Below are 16,504 nucleotides of genomic sequence, written 5' to 3'. Positions count from 1 at the left end.
TCCCACTCCGTCTCCGAAACCTGTGTGCGCTGTCGATCATCACACAGCCTGCCCGGAAACCGCCCCTCCGGTCGCCGAAAGCGCGTCAGTCTCCCTCGCGCCGCTCGCGGGTGGCCAGCAGCCGCCGCAGCGAGTCCAGCCGGGCGGGCTCGGCGTGCCCCGCCGCGACCCACGCGTCCAGCGCGCACTCCGGCTCGTCGTGCGAGCAGCCGCGCGGGCACTCCTCGGTGCCCGGCTCCAGGTCGGGGAAGGCGTGGATGACCCGCGACGGATCGATGTGGTGCAGGCCGAACGACCGTACGCCCGGGGTGTCGATCACCCATCCCGTGTCGCCCGGCAGCGGCAGCGCGAGCGCCGAGGTGGTGGTGTGCCGGCCGCGCCCGGTCACCGCGTTCACCGAGCCGGTGGTGCGCTGACGCTCCACCAGCGCGTTGACCAGCGTGGTCTTTCCGACGCCGCTGTGGCCGACGAAGGCCGTCACATGCCCGGCCAGCCGCTCGCGGATCTGGTCGACCCCGCCGGTCAGGAAGTCGTCCCTGTTGGTCACCACATACGCCAGGTCCAGCGCGCCGTACGTCTCCAACAGCGGCGCGGCCGGGGCCAGATCGGACTTGGTGAGCACCAGCAGCGGCTTCAGGCCCGCGTCGAAGGCCGCGACCAGGCAGCGGTCGATCATCCGGGGGCGCGGCTCGGGGTCGGCCAGCGCCGTGACGATCGCGAGCTGGTCGGCGTTGGCGACCACCACCCGCTCGAACGGGTCGTCGTCGTCGGCCGTCCGCCGCAGCACCGACTTGCGCGGCTCGATCCGTACGATCCGGGCCAGGGTGTCCTTCGCGCCCGACAGGTCGCCGACGACCGCGACCCGGTCGCCGACCACCATCGACTTGCGGCCCAGTTCGCGGGCCTTCATCGCGACCACCTCGCGGTCGTCGACCAGCACGGTCAGCCGCCCGCGGTCCACGGTCAGCACCATGCCCTCGGCGGCGTCCTCGTGCTTGGGCCTGATCGTGCTGCGCGGCCGGTTCCCCTTGGCGTTGGGGCGGACTCTGACGTCGTCCTCGTCGGGGTTTTTTCCGTAGCGGCGCACGGCGGTCCTCAGCCCCGGCCCGGTGCGGTGGTGTCCGCTGTGTCTGCCGTGTCCGTCGCGTCCGCCGTATCCGTCGGGTCCGCCGTGCCGGTTGTCTCCGCTGTCTCCGCTGTCTCCGGTGCGGCGGCGCCCGGGGTGACGGCGCCCGGCGTGGAGATCCCCGGCGCGGGCGCGCGGCCCGCGAGCATCGCCGTCCACAGCTCGGGGAATTCGGGCAGGGTCTTCGCGGTCGTCGCCACGTTCTCCACCTGGACGCCGTCCACGGTCAGGCCCAGGACGGCCGCGGCGGTCGCCAGCCGGTGGTCCTCGTAGGTGTGGAAGACCCCGCCGTGCAGGGTGGTCGGCCGGATGCGCAGGCCGTCCTCGGTCTCGGTGACGTCACCGCCCAGCTCGTTGATCTCCTTGGCCAGCGCGGCCAGCCGGTCGGTCTCGTGCAGCCGCAGATGCGCGATGCCGGTCAGCACGCTCTCACCCTCGGCCAGCGCCGCGACCGCCGCGATCACCGGGGTCAGCTCGCCGACCTCGTGCAGATCGGCGGTGATGCCGAGCACCCGGCCGGTGCCGCTGAGCGTCAGCCCCTGCTCGGTCAGCTCGTACGAGCCGCCCATCGCGGTGAACAGCGTGCGCAGCGCGTCACCCGGCTGGGTGGTGCGGCGCGGCCAGTCCGGGATGGTCACCCGGCCGCCGGTGATCAGCGCGGCGGCCAGGAACGGCGCCGCGTTGGACAGGTCGGGCTCCACCGTCAGGTCCCGGCCGAGCAGCGCGCTCGGCGCCACCCGCCACACATTGCGCGCGCCGCCGTCCTGCGGGGCGTCCACCTTGGCGCCGGCCTTCCGCAGCATGTCCACGGTCATCCGGATGTGCGGCTGGGACGGCAGGGTGCGGCCGGTGTGCCGCAGTTCGAGGCCCCGGTTGAAGCGCGGCGCGGACAGCAGCAGCGCGCTGACGAACTGCGAGGACGACGACGCGTCCACGGACACGCTCCCGCCGGACAGCGAGCCCGCGCCGTTCACGGTCAGCGGCAGGGAGCCGCGGCCCTCGTCGTCGATCCTGGCCCCCAGCGCGCGCAGCGCGTCGATCACGCCGTGCAGCGGACGCTCGTACGCCCGCGCGTCGCCCTCGAAGCGGACCGGGCCGTCGGCGAGCGCGGCGACCGGCGGCAGGAAGCGCATCACGGTGCCCGCGTTGCCGACGTCGATCCGGGCGGGGCCGTGCAGCCCGGCGGGGATGATCCGCCACGCCTCGCCGCCGGACGGGTTGACCGTCTCGTCGATCTGCACGCCCATGGCGCGCAGCGCGTCGGCCATCAGGACCGTGTCGCGGCTGCGCAGCGGACGGCGCACCCATCCGGGTTCCGTGGAGTGCGCGGCGAGCACCAGAGCGCGGTTGGTCACCGACTTCGAGCCGGGCACCGTGACGGTCGCGTCCACGGCGCGGGGCGCGGTCGGGGCCGGCCAGAGGGCGGTCTGCGCGGTGCTGTCGCTCATGGGGCCCAAGCGTAGTGGCTCAGGCACAGGGAGATAGGACGGCGAATGGGGCGAAATCTGCCGGAAACAGGTGCTGTCACTCTCGGCCACATGCGCCGGGGTCGTGCGCCGGGCTCATGCGCGGGGTCAGTGCCGTGGGTCTGTGCGCCGGTCTGCCCCCGTTGCTCCGGCCGTTCTCTCCGCCGGGGCGGCCACGGCCGTCACGGTGGGTGTTCCCCGTCACTCCCGTCACCGCGGTCACCGCGTTATTGGAGGAGCAGCCACCGGGCGCCGCCCACCAGCGAGCAGATCGCGACCGCGTAGAACAGGAGCAGCCACAGGGCCGCCGGAGTGTGCGTGAGCCGGGCGAGCTGGTCCGCGTCCGAGGTGCCGGAGCGCTCACGGCGCCGCGTACGTTGCAGCTCGGCGACCGGCCGCGCGCCGCCGACCAGCAGGAACCACACCACCAGATACGCGAACGCCGCCTGTACCTGCGCCTTGGTCAGCCAGGACACCAACAGGAAGATCGCGCCGGTGACCACCACGGTCAGCGCCCCGTACGCGTTGCGGATCATCACGAGCATGACCAGCAGCAGCGCCGTCGCGCCCCACAGCAGCGCGGTGATGTGGCCGGATGCCAGCAGCCCCGCGCCCGCCAGACCCAGCAGCGGCGGCGCGGTGTACCCGGCGGCGGCCGTCAGCACCATGCCCACCCCGTGCGGCTTGCCGCGCGAGACGGTCAGGCCCGAGGTGTCCGAGTGCAGGCGTATGCCCTCCAGGCGCCGCCCGGTCAGCAGCGCGAGCAGCCCGTGACCGCCCTCGTGCGCGATCGTCACCGCGTTGCGCGTGACGTGCCACACCCGCCGCAGCAGTACGGCCGCCAGCGCGAGCAGCGCCGTCGCGCCGATCAGCCAGCGCGAGGGATCGGGCTGTGTCCCCGTCAGCCGGTCCCACATCTCGGTGACGCTCGCGACGTTCATGACGTGGCCAGTCCTTGCTACTAGGGGGCTGCGGAGGGGAGTGCCGGGGGCTTGCGAAAGGGCGGACTGTGGGCCGTTCGGGTCCACGGTCGTGGCAGTCTGGCACCTATGTGCGGTCGATATGCGGCGAGCCGGAAACCAGAGGATCTCGCAGGACTCTTCGAAGTCCGTAAGTGGGACCCCACCGAGACCATCGCCCCCGATTGGAACGTCGCGCCGACGAAGGACGTCTACGCGGTGCTTGACCGTCCCGTGCGCGACTCCGGTTCCCCGGAACCGGTCAGACAGTTGCGCGTGCTGCGCTGGGGCCTGGTCCCGTCGTGGGCCAAGTCGCCGGAAGGAGCGGCCAAGCTGATCAACGCGCGGGCCGAGACGGTGCACGAGAAGCCGTCCTTCCGCCGCGCGCTCACCGCCCGGCGCTGCCTGATACCCGCCGACGGCTATTACGAGTGGGTGACGGCGCCCGAGGAGCGCGCGCTGGAGGAGCAGGGCAGGAAGAAGCGGTCCCGCAAACAGCCGTATTTCGTGACGCCCGCCGACGGCTCGGTGATGGCGATGGCCGGGCTGTACGAGTTCTGGCGCGACCGGACGCTGCCCGACGACCACCCGATGGCCTGGTGGGCCACCTGCACGGTGATCACGACGGCGGCCGAGACCGACACCCTGGCCGGATACGCGGGCGAGGGCCCGCGCTCGCTCACCGACATCCACCCCCGGATGCCGCTGATGATGACCCCCGACCGCTGGAACGCCTGGCTCGACCCGGCCACCACCGACCCCGACACGCTCGGCGCCCTGCTCGCCCCGCCGCCCGGCGGCCTGATGCGCGCCTATCCGGTCGGCACCGGTGTGAGCAGTGTGAAGAACAACGGACCGGAGCTGCTGACGGAGCTGGAGGCACCCGAGGAGGAGACGCTGTTCTGATGACAGCACGCGCAGCACACACAGCGTCCCCGTCCCCCGAGCGGTCGGTGGAAACGGTCGGCACCCCCGCGGGCGAGGCCCGCGTCACCTGGCACCGCGCCCGCGCCGCCCGCGCGGTCCTCGCGCTCGGCCACGGCGCGGGCGGCGGCATCGAGGCCCGCGACCTGGCCGCGCTCGCGGCGGCGCTGCCCGCGCACGGCGTGACCGTGGCACTGGTCGAGCAGCCCTGGCGGGTGGCGGGCAAGAAGCTGGCGCCCGCGCCCAAGACGCTGGACACCGGGTGGACGGCGGTGTGGCCCGCGCTGGCGGAGCCGGGGCTGCCGGTGGTCGCGGGCGGACGCAGCGCCGGCGCCCGGGTGGCCTGCCGTACGGCGAAGGAGCTGGGCGCCGCGGCCGTCCTCGCGCTGTCCTTCCCGCTGCACCCGCCGGGGAAGCCGGAGAAGTCCCGCGCGGCCGAGCTGGACCTGGGCGCCGCGGCCGGGCCGCTGCTGATCGTGCAGGGCGGCAACGACACCTTCGGGCGGCCCGCGGAGTTCCCCGCCGGGTACGAACCGGTCGAGGTGCCGTACGGCGATCACTCGTTCGCCGTACCCAAGCGCGCGGAGTTGACGCAGGACGCGGCGCTGGCCGTGCTGACCGGGGCCGTCAGCGACTGGCTGGCCGGGCTCGGACATGCATCCGCTCGCCCTGGCGGCCGAAAAGGCTGAGCACCTCGACGGTCTCGTCCCCCGCGGGCCCGAACCAGTGCGGCAGCCGGGTGTCGAACTCGGCTGCCTCGCCCGCCCGCAGCTCCAGATCCTTGTCGGCGAGCAGCAGCCGCAGCCGCCCGGAGAGCACGTAGATCCACTCGTAGCCCTCGTGGGTGCGCTGCTCACAGGGCTTGTTCGGCTCGATGATCATCTTGTACGCCTGGAGCGCGCCCGGGTGCCGGGTCAGCGGCAGCACCGTCATGTGGTCCATCTTGCGCGGCACCGTGCGCACCCGCGGGTCGCCGACCTCGGGCGCGCCCACCAGTTCGTCCAGCGGCATCTGGTGCGCGCGGGCCAGCGGCAGCAGCAGTTCGAGGGTGGCGCGCCGCTGCCCCGACTCCAGCCGCGACAAGGTGCTCACCGAGATCCCGGTCGCCTCCGCCAGCGCGGCCAGCGTCACCCCGCGCTCCAGCCGCGCCGCCCGCAACCGCGGCCCGACCTCGGCCAGAGTGCGCTCGACGCCGTCGTCCGTGCCTTTGGGTGCTTTCTCCGCCATGCGCCGATTTTGCCATACCGGCAAGCACGTTTGCCGTACGACCCCGGCGCGCACTCCGGACCACCGCCGTGCGACTTCCGCGCGATCCGCCCGCGCGCCCCCTGTGCCACCGGGAATGAGCCGCGCGATACCGGTGTTGTGCGAATCGGCAGAACGATTCGATCCCGCATTGACGAAGCAATCCGTGAGATCTGTGAGAGAGGCAGCCGCATGGTTTCAGCCGCTTGCCGGTCCCGCGCAGAGGCCGCACAGGCCACCGCGCGACCGGACGCAGCCGCGCCCTACCTGAACTGGGCCGAATGGCCGGTCAAGGACGACGGCAAGGGCGCATCCGGCACGTCGATCTCCAGCGGGATATCCTCCGGAACAGGCGTGGCCGCTTTTGGGCGCGCTGACGTTTCTGAGGAGGTGGGTGCGGTCACCGGCACCGACGACAGCACGGCGGAAAACGCGAGTGCGTCCGGTGAGGCAGCACAGGAGAGCAGCGCGGAGCGCACCGAGCGCTTCGAGCGGGACGCCCTTGGCTTCCTCGACCAGATGTACTCGGCCGCGCTGCGGATGACCCGCAATCCGGCCGACGCGGAAGACCTCGTCCAGGAGACGTACGCGAAGGCGTACGCCTCCTTCCACCAGTTCCGTGAGGGCACCAACCTCAAGGCGTGGCTCTACCGCATTCTCACCAACAGCTTCATCAACTCCTACCGCAAGAAGCAGCGCGAACCGCTGCGCAGCGGTTCGGAGGAGATCGAGGACTGGCAGCTCGCACGAGCCGAATCCCATATGTCGACCGGCCTGCGCTCCGCGGAGTCCCAGGCGCTCGACCACCTGCCCGACTCCGACGTGAAGGCGGCGTTGCAGACGATCCCCGAGGAGTTCCGCATCGCGGTCTACCTCGCGGACGTCGAGGGCTTTGCCTACAAGGAGATCGCGGACATCATGGGAACACCCATCGGCACAGTGATGTCCCGGCTGCACCGCGGGCGTCGCCAGTTGCGTGAGCTGCTGGAGGACTATGCGCGGGACCGCGGTCTTGTACCCGCGGGCGCGGCGGATGAGAAGGGCGCGGATTCATGAGTTGCGGCGACGCACATGAGACGGACTGCTCGGAGGTGCTCGGCCACCTCTACGAGTACCTCGACAACGAGATGCCCGACGAGAGCTGCGCCAAGTTCAAGGAGCACTTCGACGAGTGCCACCCGTGCCTGGAGAAGTACGGCCTCGAACAGGCCGTCAAGAAGCTCGTCAAGCGGTGCTGCGGCTCCGACGACGTGCCGACCGACCTCCGTTCGAAGGTCATGATGCGGATCGAGCTGATCCGCTCCGGTGAGGTCGCCCCGGTCCCGGACCAGGCGCCCGACATCCTCGCCACCCCGACCGAGGCCGAGGCCCGCTAGCTCCTGTCTCCACCGCCGGGCGCGCCAGGGCTTCCCCGCCGCCGTCGGCCACCGCCGGGACACCCCCCGGCACCCCTTCGTCCCGGCTCGTACCCCGTTGCGCTTGTGGACGGGGTTCGGGCGTTCGGACGAGGGCGCATACGCCTCACGTCACCCGTGCGGGTGAGCGTCGGGTCCCACGGACGGCCCAACCCCGGCAAACGCCTCTTCCACGACGGGCGCGGCCCTATCCTCCTGACTCTCAACGGGCCGGGAGCCGATCGGGCCGCGCCCGCCGCGCGTTCGCGCACGTTCGCGTACGGAGGAGGCCGCCTCTCGTGTCCGCCATGCCGACACCCGCACGGGTCACCGTGGCCGCCGTGTGCGCCGCCGGGACGCTGTGCGCCGCGCCCGCCCTGCGACCCGCCACCGCGTGGGGGACCGTCGCCGTACTCGCCGCCCTGTACGCGCTGTGCGAGCCCGGCGTGCTCCCCGACCGCGCCGCGGGCCGCCACCCGCCCGCCGCCGTCGGCCCGTTCCTGCCCGTCCTGCTGGCCGCCGCCCTGCTGCTGCCCCCGGCCGCCGCCGCGCTGGTGGCCGTCCCCGGCTCGCTCGCGGGCCGCGTGGAGCAGGAGCCGCGCCGCGTACGGCGGCTGTGGCGCGCCGCCCACCTGGCCGTCGCCGTCTGGGCTGCCGCGCTCGCCGCCCGGCTGCTCGACGGCCCCCGCGCGCTGGCCGCCGCCGACCTGCCGTACGCGCTGCTGCCCGCGACCGTCGCCGCGCTCGTCCTCTGCGTCACCGCCACCGCGCTCACCGGCGCCGTCCTGGTCACCGCCGAGGGCCGCACACCGCGCGCGGCCTGGGGCGCCCCGCTGCTCGGCGCCCTCGCCCCGCACCTGACCTACGGCCTCGTCGCCCTCATGACCGCCGTCCTGTGGCAGGCCCGCTACGGCGCCTTCGCCGCGGTGCTCGTACCGCTGCCGATGTACGCGGCCTGCTGGGGATTCGCCCGCGCCCGCCGGGAACGCGACGCCCACCGGGCGACCGTGCGCGCGCTCGTCCAGGCCGTCGAGATCAAGGACCACTACACGCGCGGGCACAGTGAACGCGTGGGCCGCGCCTCGGTGTTCATCGCCCGCGAACTGGGCATGCCCGAACCCCGCGTCGACGCCCTGCGGTTCGCCGGAATCCTGCACGACATCGGCAAACTCGGCGTCCCCACCCGCCTGTTGCGCAAGAACGGGCCGCTGACCCCGGCCGAGCGGCGGGTGGTCGAGCTGCACCCGGAGTACGGGCACGAGATGGTCCGCGGCATCGCCTTCCTCGGCGAGGCGCGGGACGCGATCCTGCACCACCACGAACGCCTCGACGGCAGCGGCTACCCGCACGGGCTCGCGGGCGACCAGATCCCGGAATTCGCCCGCGTGGTCGCCGTCGCGGACGCCTTCGACGCCATGACGTCCACCCGCTCCTACCGGCGCGCCCGGCCGGTTCGCGCCGCGCTCGACGAACTCCACGCCTGCGCCGGTACGCACTTCGACCCGGCGATGGTCGCCGCCCTGACCCGTGCGCTGGCGCACCACTCCTGGCCGGTGGCCGCCTCGGGGCCGGTCGGCGCCACCACTGCCGGGCGGGGCCCGCTGCTTCTTCCGGCCGCCGTCTCCGCGCCGGTGCCGCGATGAGGGCCCGGCTTGTCCGGGGCGTGTACGGCGCCGCCCTCACCCTGACGGCCGCCGCCGTCGCCCGTACCGCCCTCACCGGCCTCTCCGCGCCCGGCACCGCCCTCGCCTTCGCCGCCGTCATCGCCGTGGGCGTCACCTTCCGCCTTCCCGCCCCCCTCGCCCCTCTCGCCTTCGGCGTCGACCGCGACACCGCGCCTCTCGCCACGGCGACGGCTCTCGCCTACGCCCTCCTGGCGCCGGGCCGCCACGGCCTCGCCCAAACCGTGGCCGTCTCCGCCCTCGCGGCCGCCGTCCCGCTGACCCTGAGCCGCCCCCGCCCCCGCCACGCAGCCGCCCCCGCCTCCTCACGCAGGTGGGCACCCCCCAGGGCCGCGGCGGGTGAGGGCCCTTTACGCAGGTGGCTGCCCCCCAGGGCCGCGGCGGGCGCGGGTCCCTTGCGCAGGTGGCTGCCCCCCAGGGCCGCGGCGGGCGCGGGTCCCTTGCGCAGGTGGCTGCCCCGTAGGGGCGCGGGGCTGCATCTGATGTGCGGCTGCCGCCGCGTGGGCGCGGCCGGCCGCGATGGGGCTGTGCCCTCCAGGGGTGCGGCGGGTGAGGGCACTTTGCGCAGGTGGGTGCCCCGTAGGGGCGCGGGGAACTGCGCGCTCAGCCACGACGCTCCCGCAGGTCACCACCCGCCCCGGCGGGGCAGTTCGGTGGTCTCCGGACCACCGGCCGGTGGGGGCGGGCCGCGCAGTTCCCCGCGCCCCTACGGGGCGGACCCTCCTGGGCAGGCGCGCCCGCGCGGCGGCAGCCGCACATCAGACGCAGCCCCGCGCCCCTTCGGGGCGCACCCTCCTGGGCAGGCGGACCCTCCTGCGGGGGCGCACCCTTCTGGGGAGGCGGGACCTTTTGGGGAGGGGCGCCCGGGTTCGGGGCGGCATGGGGGGCTGGGGGCCAAGGGGGACGGTGAGGTGCGGCGGGTCGCGGCAGCGACCTTCGCCGGGGTGTGCGCCCAACCCTTCGCGGGAGGCGAAGGCCCCGCGTACGCCGCCGCACTCCTGGCGGTCCTCGGCCTGACGGCGCTGTGCGACGCGGCGCTGGCGGCGGCCCTGGGCGCGGCCAGGACCGGCCACCCGTACGCCCCGGTGCTGCGCGACGAGGTGCGGGCGCTGGCGGGAATGGCCAGCGCGGTGTGCGCGGGCGGTGTGGTGATGGCGCTGGCGGTCGCGACGGCCGGGCTGTGGGCGCTGCCGATGGCCGCGGCGCCACTGCTGCTGGCGCAGATGTCGCTGCGGGGCCAGGCGGCGGTGCGGGCCACGTACCGGCAGACGATCGGGTCGCTGGCGCGGGCCACCGAGGTGGCCGGGTACACACCGGAGGGGCACGCGCGGCGGGTGAGCGAGCTGGCGACGGCGGTCGGCAGGGAGCTGGGCCTGCCCGCCCGCCACCTGATGCTGCTGGAGTACGCGGCGCTGATGCACGACATCGGCCAGCTCTCGCTGGTCGACCCGGTGCCGCGCGGGGCGACGGAGCCGCTGGACGGCGAGCGGCAGCGCGCCATCGCCGCGCTCGGCGGCGGGGTGGTGCGGCAGACCGGCGCCCCGGCCGAGGTGGCGCTGATCGTGGAGCGGCAGGCGCACCCGTACCGGGAGCAGCCGTTGGCGGGCCGGATCGTCCGGGCCGTCAACGCCTACGAGGACCTGACGGGGGAGCCGGGCGCGGCCCTCGACCACCGGCTCGCGGCGGTCGAGCGGCTGCGGTTGGCGACCGCACGTGAGTACGATCCGCAGGTGGTGGCGGCACTCACCAGGGTGCTCGCACGGCGCCCCACCTGGGCATGGTTGGATGCCCACGGGAGTGGCAAGGGTGTCGAGTGAGGAAGCGCGCTCACCGGGGAGCCGCGGACCGCACGGACCGGGTCGCCGGCCCCGGGGGACGGGGGCGACGGCCGGGCTGAGACAACGGCCAAAATGTGCAAGGTTGGAGTCGTACGGGGGGACGCGATCGTAGTGGTGCGGGAAGGCGACGTCCTGGCAGTGATCGGCTGAGCGGGCAGGCGGGTAACGACGTTGAACATCTTCGGAAGAGTGCGGCACCGGCCGTCGCCCACGTGGCGGCAGGCCACTGACCGGGCGTTCTCGCTGATCGGCGACGGCCGTTACGAGGACGCCGGAGCGCTGCTGACCCGAGCCGCCGATCTGGAGCCGTGGCTGTCGGAGTCCTGGTACAACCTCGCGCTGCTGCACAAGTTCCGGCACGACTGGGCGCAGGCCCGGATCGCCGGGCTGCGCGCGGTGGCGCTGCTCGACCGCCCGGTCGGCTCCCCCGACTGGTGGAACCTGGGCATCGCCGCCACCGCCGTGCAGGACTGGCCGCTGGCCCGCCGCGCCTGGCAGGCGTACGGCCTGCGGATGCCCGCGGGCACCGCGAGTCACAACGGCGAGGAGTCGGTACGGCTGCCGCTGGGCAGCGCCGCCGTACGGCTGTCGCCCGAGGGCGAGGCCGAGGTCGTGTGGGGCCGCAGGCTCGACCCGGCGCGGGTCGAGGTGCTCTCCATCCCGCTGCCGTCGTCCGGGCGCCGCTGGGGCGAGGTCGTGCTGCACGACGGCGTCCCGCACGGCGAGCGCGCCACCGCCGACACCGCGGGCGGCGCGGTCTACCCCGTCTTCGACGAGATCGAGCTGTGGGCGCCGTCCCCGGTGCCGACCTGGCTGGTGCTCCTCGAAGCGGACACGGCCGCCGACCGCGACGCGCTGGAGCGGCTGGCGGCGGAGGCCGGATACGCGGCCGAGGACTGGTCGTCGTCCGTCCGGCTGCTGTGCCGCACCTGTTCGGAGAGCCGGATGCCCACCGACGACGGCTCGATGGCCACGCGCGACCCGCACGACCACGGTGAGCCCGGTCACCCCGGCCACCTCAGCCACCACAGCGCGGGTGTGCGCTGGTCGCCGGAGCGCGAGTGCGGGATCGCCGCCCCCGCGTCCCTGGTCCGCGGCCTGCTCGACGGCTGGGTCGCCGACAGCCCGGACACCCGGGACTGGCGGGACCTCGAAGAGGTCTGCTGAACCGCACGCCCTGAACCGCGTGCCCCGAACGGCGAGGTGCGACGAACCACGAGGTGTGGGGAACACCGTCGTGCGCGGGCCCGTACCCTAGGGGGGTTCGTTTACGGGTTCGCGGAAGGCGTACGGCGCAGATGTCCCAGCAGCACACCGAGCACGGCCACGGTCACCAGCACCACCACGGGCATGACCACGACCACGCGCACAGCCACGACGCGGCCACCGAAGGCTTCCTCGACGACGTGACCGACGCGCAGGCGCGCGAACTGGCGTACCGCGAGCGCGGCACCGTCCGCCCGATCACCGTGGTCGGCAACCCGGTGCTGCACCGGGAGTGCAAGGACGTCACGTCCTTCGACGACGACCTGGACGCGCTGATCGCCGACATGTTCGCCAGCCAGCGCGCCGCCGAGGGCGTGGGCCTGGCCGCCAACCAGATCGGCGTCGACCTCAAGGTCTTCGTCTACGACTGCCCGGACGACGACGACAACCGGCACGTCGGCGTCGTCTGCAACCCCGTACTGGACGAACTGCCCGCCGACCGGCGCCGCCTGGACGACTCCAACGAGGGCTGCCTGTCCGTCCCCGGCGCCTACATGGAACTGGCCCGCCCCGACTACGCGGTGGTGCGCGGCCAGAACGCCAAGGGCGAGCCGATCGTCGTCCACGGCAGCGGCTACTTCGCCCGCTGCCTCCAGCACGAGACCGACCACCTCTACGGCCGCCTCTACATCGACCGTCTCTCCAAGCGCGACCGCAAAGACGTCATGAAGCAAATGGCCGAGGCCACCCCGAAGTTCGAGACGGTCCCCAACGACTGACCCGCCCCGCGCGCCCGCCCGACGGGAAAGGGGCGGCGGAAGGCTCATCGCCTTCCGCCGCCCCTTTCGCCGTTGACCGTTCCAACCCGGGGTCTAGAAGTCCTCGTCCAGGGCGAAGCTGCCCTCCACCGCGACCTGGTAGGCGGACGGGCGGCGCTCGAAGAAGTTCGTCAGCTCCTGGACGCCCTGCAACTCCATGAAGGAGAAGGGGTTCTCCGAGCCGTAGACCGGGGGGAAGCCGAGGCGGGCGAGGCGCTGGTCGGCGACGCACTCCAGGTAGGCGCGCATGGACTCGGTGTTCATGCCGGGCAGGCCGTCGCCGCACAGGTCGCGGCCGAACTGGAGCTCGGCCTCGACGGCTTCGCGCAGCATGTCGGTGACCTGCTGCCGCAACTGCTCGTCGAAGAGGTCCGGCTCCTCCTTGCGGACGGTGTCGACCACGTCGAAGGCGAAGCTCATGTGCATGGTCTCGTCGCGGAACACCCAGTTGGTGCCGGTCGCGAGCCCGTGCAGCAGGCCGCGCGAGCGGAACCAGTAGACGTACGCGAAGGCGCCGTAGAAGAACAGGCCCTCGATGCACGCGGCGAAGCAGATCAGGTTGAGCAGGAAGCGGCGGCGGTCGGCCTTGGACTCCAGGCGGTCGATCTTCTCGACCGAGTCCATCCAGCGGAAGCAGAACTGCGCCTTCTCGCGGATCGAGGGGATCTCCTCGACCGCGTCGAAGGCCGCCGCGCGGTCCTCGGGATCGGGCAGGTAGGTGTCGAGCAGCGTCAGATAGAACTGGACGTGCACGGCCTCCTCGAAGAGCTGGCGGGACAGGTACAGCCGCGCCTCGGGGGAGTTGATGTGCTTGTAGAGCGTGAGCACCAGGTTGTTGGAGACGATCGAGTCACCGGTCGCGAAGAACGCGACCAGGCGGCCGATCATGTGCTGCTCGGCGGGGCTGAGTTTGGCGAGGTCGGACACGTCGGAGTGGAGGTCGACCTCCTCCACGGTCCAGGTGTTCTTGATCGCGTCGCGGTAGCGCTCGTAGAAGTCCGGGTAGCGCATCGGACGCAGGGTCAGCTCGAAGCCCGGGTCGAGCAGATTCTTGTCGGTGGACGTCATTACTGGCAGGCCTCGCAGGACTCGGGGTTCTCAAGGGAGCAGGCGATCGCGTCGGCGTCGGCGATCACCGGTACGGGGACGGGGGTGGCGGCCGTCTGCTGCTGGGCGCGGGCCGCGCGGGCGATCCGGGTCGCGGGCCGGGACCGCAGGTAGTACGTCGTCTTCAGGCCCTGCTTCCAGGCGTACGCGTACATCGAGCTGAGCTTGCCGATGGTGGGCGTCTCCAGGAACAGGTTCAGCGACTGGCTCTGGTCGAGGAATGGCGTACGCGCCGCCGCCATGTCGATCAGGCCGCGCTGCGGGATCTCCCACGCCGTGCGGTACAGCTCACGGATCTCGGCCGGAATCCAACTGAAGCCGTTCACCGAGCCGTTGGCCTCGCGCAGCGCCTCGCGGGACTGCGCGTCCCACACGCCGAGCCGCTTGAGGTCGGCGACCAGGTACGAGTTGACCTGGAGGAACTCACCCGACAGCGTCTCGCGCTTGAAGAGGTTGGAGACCTGCGGCTCGATGCACTCGTAGACACCGGCGATGGACGCGATGGTCGCGGTCGGCGCGATGGCCAGCAGCAGCGAATTGCGCATGCCGGTGGCCGCGATCCGGGCACGCAGCGCCGTCCAGCGCTCCGGCCAGTTCAGCTCGGTCGCGTAGTGGTCGGGGTGCAGCACACCGCGGGCGGTACGGGTCTTGTCCCAGGCGGGCAGCGGGCCCTGCCGCTCGGCGAGGTCGCAGGACGCCTCGTACGCGGCGAGCATGATCCGCTCGGCGATCCGGGTGGACAGCTCGCGCGCCGCGGCCGAGTCGAAGGGCAGCCGCAGCTTGAAGAAGACGTCCTGAAGACCCATCACGCCCAGGCCCACCGGGCGCCACTTGGCGTTGGAGCGGCCCGCCTGCTCGGTCGGGTAGAAGTTGATGTCCACGACCCGGTCGAGGAAGGTCACCGCGGTCCTGACGGTCTCGTCGAGCCGCTCCCAGTCCATCTCGCCGCCCGCGCCGCCCCCCGGGGTGGCGAAGGCGCCCAGGTTCACCGAACCCAGGTTGCACACCGCGGTCTCGCCGTCGTCGGTGACCTCCAGGATCTCGGTGCACAGATTCGAGGAGTGCACGGTACGGCCGGGCTCCGCCGTCTGGTTGGCCGTACGGTTCGAGGCGTCCTTGAAGGTGATCCAGCCGTTGCCGGTCTGCGCGAGGGTCCGCATCATCCGGCCGTACAGCTCGCGCGCCGGGATCGTACGCTGCGCCAGGCCCTTGGCCTCCGCCCTGCGGTACGCGGCGTCGAAGTCGTCGCCCCACAGGTCGACCAGCTCCGGCACGTCGGACGGCGAGAACAGCGACCAGTCGGCGTCGGTCTCCACGCGGCGCATGAACTCGTCCGGGATCCAGTGCGCCAGGTTCAGATTGTGGGTGCGGCGCGCGTCCTCACCGGTGTTGTCGCGCAGTTCGAGGAACTCCTCGATGTCGGAGTGCCAGGTCTCCAGGTAGACCGCCGCGGCGCCCTTGCGACGGCCGCCCTGGTTGACCGCGGCCACCGACGCGTCCAGCGTCTTCAGGAACGGCACGATGCCGTTGGAGTGGCCGTTGGTGCCGCGGATCAGCGAACCGCGCGAGCGGATCCGGGAGTAGGACAGGCCGATCCCGCCCGCGTGCTTCGACAGCCGCGCCACCTGGTGGTAGCGGTCGTAGATCGAGTCCAGCTCGTCCAGCGGCGAGTCCAGCAGGTAGCAGGAGGACATCTGCGGGTGCCGGGTGCCGGAGTTGAACAGGGTGGGGGAGCTGGGCAGGTAGTCCAGCGCGCTCATCAGCCGGTAGAGCGAGGCGACTTCCTCGGCGGCGCGCACCGAGTCGTCCTCGGCGAGACCGCAGGCCACGCGGAGCATGAAGTGCTGCGGGGTCTCGATCACCTGACGGGTGATGGGGTGCCGCAGCAGGTAGCGGCTGTGCAGGGTGCGCAGGCCGAAGTAGCCGAAGCGGTCGTCCGCGCCGGCGGCCAGCGCCTCGTCCACCAGCGCGTCGAGCCGGGGCTTGTGCAGGGCCACGAAGGCGGCCGTGCGGTCGGCGATCAGGCCCTCGCGGTGCCCGACCGAGACGGACGCGGAGAACGACACCGCGCCCTGGCCCGCGGCCTCTTCGGCGATGGTCGAGGTCAGCAGCCGGGCGGCCAGCCGCGAGTACGCCGGGTCCTCGGAGATCAGCCCGGCCGCCGCCTCGGTGGCCAGGCTGTGCATCTCGGCCGCGTCGGAGGCGGCGTTACGGCCGCGCAGCGCGGCGGCGGCGACCCGGCCGGGGTCGGTGTCGGTCAGGTCGGCGGTGAGCCGCACCAGCGTACGCAGCAGGTCCGCGCCCGGGCCCTCGTCGGGACCGGCGGGAGGTCCGGGGAGAGGTCCGGAGGGGGGAGCCGAGGGAATCCGGGGGGCGACGGTGCGGAGTTCGGCTGAAGCGGGGTCTGCGGGCGCGATGGTCACGGTGGTGCTCTCTCCCTCGAACGCGGCGACGGCCAGGCGGGGAGGAGCGGGTACGCGTGCGGAGGCGCACCCCTGCTCAGGCATGGGCGTGCCGCGACGCGTCCGCCGGCCCAATCCGCGAGGCCCGGACACAACTGCGCCCGTCGCTTGTGGGCGCTACGGGCGCGCTGGCGGCAGGTCCTCGGGCTGTGCGGGCGTACGCCCGCTCACCGTTGCGGGGCAGCGCCGGATTCGCACCGGCTTCCCCTGCTCGACAGCGAAGTTGAGCATACATGTAGTGCCGCGGTTCGCGTGGAAGCCCAGATGTTGTGTCGTG

14 protein-coding genes and 1 riboswitch are annotated in these 16,504 nt (G+C 72.9%); of the genes, 8 read left to right on the top strand and 6 right to left on the bottom strand.

All coding sequences use genetic code 11. The annotated features are described in order from the left end of the window. Window positions 1–85 precede the first annotated feature (85 nt). The 3 genes from rsgA to ACIOC1_RS07220 all read right to left on the bottom strand — a co-directional run bounded on the left by rsgA (window position 86) and on the right by ACIOC1_RS07220 (window position 3,533). Window positions 86–1,087, bottom strand: a complete 1,002-nt coding sequence (rsgA, locus tag ACIOC1_RS07230) for a ribosome small subunit-dependent GTPase A (protein ID WP_355347356.1) — start codon at window positions 1,085–1,087, stop codon at window positions 86–88. Window positions 1,088–1,095: 8 nt separating this feature from the next. Beyond that, window positions 1,096–2,574 (bottom strand): 3-phosphoshikimate 1-carboxyvinyltransferase, encoded by a 1,479-nt coding sequence (gene aroA, locus ACIOC1_RS07225; RefSeq protein ID WP_391161616.1) that lies wholly within the window; start codon window positions 2,572–2,574, stop codon window positions 1,096–1,098. Between the two features lie 245 nt (window positions 2,575–2,819). Continuing rightward, window positions 2,820–3,533 (bottom strand): M50 family metallopeptidase, encoded by a 714-nt coding sequence (locus tag ACIOC1_RS07220; protein ID WP_355347350.1) that lies wholly within the window; start codon window positions 3,531–3,533, stop codon window positions 2,820–2,822. A gap of 108 nt (window positions 3,534–3,641) precedes the next feature. Between ACIOC1_RS07220 and ACIOC1_RS07215 the strand changes: the two genes are divergently transcribed. After that, complete coding sequence (locus tag ACIOC1_RS07215) at window positions 3,642–4,457, top strand: SOS response-associated peptidase (protein WP_401306498.1); 816 nt, start codon at window positions 3,642–3,644, stop codon at window positions 4,455–4,457. Beyond that, window positions 4,457–5,164: an alpha/beta family hydrolase gene (locus tag ACIOC1_RS07210; RefSeq protein WP_355347344.1), complete on the top strand. Its 708-nt coding sequence runs from the start codon at window positions 4,457–4,459 to the stop codon at window positions 5,162–5,164. Before ACIOC1_RS07215 ends, ACIOC1_RS07210 begins: the two co-directional genes overlap by 1 nt. Here the strand turns inward: ACIOC1_RS07210 and ACIOC1_RS07205 are convergent. Next, window positions 5,103–5,702 carry a helix-turn-helix domain-containing protein gene (locus tag ACIOC1_RS07205; protein ID WP_391044359.1) on the bottom strand — a complete coding sequence of 200 codons (600 nt, stop codon included), beginning with the start codon at window positions 5,700–5,702 and terminating at the stop codon, window positions 5,103–5,105. The two genes, ACIOC1_RS07210 and ACIOC1_RS07205, sit on opposite strands and share 62 nt — an antisense overlap. A gap of 408 nt (window positions 5,703–6,110) precedes the next feature. Here ACIOC1_RS07205 and ACIOC1_RS07200 point away from each other — a divergent pair, with 408 nt between their 5' ends. The 6 genes from ACIOC1_RS07200 (at window position 6,111) to def (ending at window position 12,619) form a co-directional block, all read left to right on the top strand. Further along, complete coding sequence (locus ACIOC1_RS07200; protein WP_391044361.1) at window positions 6,111–6,776, top strand: sigma-70 family RNA polymerase sigma factor; 666 nt, start codon at window positions 6,111–6,113, stop codon at window positions 6,774–6,776. Beyond that, window positions 6,773–7,096 (top strand): mycothiol system anti-sigma-R factor, encoded by a 324-nt coding sequence (rsrA, locus tag ACIOC1_RS07195; protein WP_355347335.1) that lies wholly within the window; start codon window positions 6,773–6,775, stop codon window positions 7,094–7,096. The genes ACIOC1_RS07200 and rsrA overlap by 4 nt, the downstream gene beginning before the upstream one ends. Window positions 7,097–7,413: 317 nt before the next feature. Next, on the top strand, window positions 7,414–8,757 hold the full coding sequence (locus tag ACIOC1_RS07190; RefSeq protein WP_391044364.1) for an HD domain-containing phosphohydrolase: 1,344 nt from the start codon (window positions 7,414–7,416) through the stop codon (window positions 8,755–8,757). Between the two features lie 521 nt (window positions 8,758–9,278). Further along, window positions 9,279–10,613, top strand: coding sequence for an HD-GYP domain-containing protein (locus tag ACIOC1_RS07185; protein ID WP_401852779.1), 1,335 nt, complete (start codon window positions 9,279–9,281; stop codon window positions 10,611–10,613). Between the two features lie 192 nt (window positions 10,614–10,805). Further along, window positions 10,806–11,801 (top strand): hypothetical protein, encoded by a 996-nt coding sequence (locus ACIOC1_RS07180; protein ID WP_188283420.1) that lies wholly within the window; start codon window positions 10,806–10,808, stop codon window positions 11,799–11,801. A 131-nt stretch (window positions 11,802–11,932) separates the two neighbouring features. Then, window positions 11,933–12,619: a peptide deformylase gene (gene def / locus ACIOC1_RS07175; RefSeq protein WP_355347329.1), complete on the top strand. Its 687-nt coding sequence runs from the start codon at window positions 11,933–11,935 to the stop codon at window positions 12,617–12,619. A gap of 93 nt (window positions 12,620–12,712) precedes the next feature. Here the strand turns inward: def and ACIOC1_RS07170 are convergent, their stop codons facing one another. Next, on the bottom strand, window positions 12,713–13,726 hold the full coding sequence (locus tag ACIOC1_RS07170) for a ribonucleotide-diphosphate reductase subunit beta (RefSeq protein WP_355347326.1): 1,014 nt from the start codon (window positions 13,724–13,726) through the stop codon (window positions 12,713–12,715). Further along, a complete protein-coding gene (locus ACIOC1_RS07165) occupies window positions 13,726–16,188 on the bottom strand; it encodes a ribonucleoside-diphosphate reductase subunit alpha (RefSeq protein ID WP_401852777.1) in 2,463 nt (820 codons plus the stop codon). The genes ACIOC1_RS07170 and ACIOC1_RS07165 overlap by 1 nt, the downstream gene beginning before the upstream one ends. A 154-nt stretch (window positions 16,189–16,342) precedes the next feature. After that, a riboswitch (cobalamin riboswitch) is annotated at window positions 16,343–16,488 on the bottom strand. Window positions 16,489–16,504 lie beyond the last annotated feature (16 nt).

Origin of the sequence: Streptomyces sp. NPDC088197, from assembly GCF_044741185.1 — a bacterium.
Taxonomy (GTDB): domain Bacteria; phylum Actinomycetota; class Actinomycetes; order Streptomycetales; family Streptomycetaceae; genus Actinacidiphila.
Note: the sequence above shows the minus strand (reverse complement) of the source record. Positions and strands in the feature narration are given on the sequence as shown.

What these genes read in the sequence shown, in the direction of transcription:
- rsrA (WP_355347335.1), top strand. Translation starts at nt 6,773, where the DNA reads ATGAGTTGCGGCGACGCACATGAGACGGACTGCTCGGAGGTGCTCGGC.
- ACIOC1_RS07205 (WP_391044359.1), bottom strand. Translation starts at nt 5,702, where the DNA reads ATGGCGGAGAAAGCACCCAAAGGCACGGACGACGGCGTCGAGCGCACT.
- aroA (WP_391161616.1), bottom strand. Translation starts at nt 2,574, where the DNA reads ATGAGCGACAGCACCGCGCAGACCGCCCTCTGGCCGGCCCCGACCGCG.
- ACIOC1_RS07170 (WP_355347326.1), bottom strand. Translation starts at nt 13,726, where the DNA reads ATGACGTCCACCGACAAGAATCTGCTCGACCCGGGCTTCGAGCTGACC.
- ACIOC1_RS07220 (WP_355347350.1), bottom strand. Translation starts at nt 3,533, where the DNA reads ATGAACGTCGCGAGCGTCACCGAGATGTGGGACCGGCTGACGGGGACA.
- ACIOC1_RS07215 (WP_401306498.1), top strand. Translation starts at nt 3,642, where the DNA reads ATGTGCGGTCGATATGCGGCGAGCCGGAAACCAGAGGATCTCGCAGGA.
- def (WP_355347329.1), top strand. Translation starts at nt 11,933, where the DNA reads ATGTCCCAGCAGCACACCGAGCACGGCCACGGTCACCAGCACCACCAC.
- ACIOC1_RS07185 (WP_401852779.1), top strand. Translation starts at nt 9,279, where the DNA reads ATGTGCGGCTGCCGCCGCGTGGGCGCGGCCGGCCGCGATGGGGCTGTG.
- ACIOC1_RS07210 (WP_355347344.1), top strand. Translation starts at nt 4,457, where the DNA reads ATGACAGCACGCGCAGCACACACAGCGTCCCCGTCCCCCGAGCGGTCG.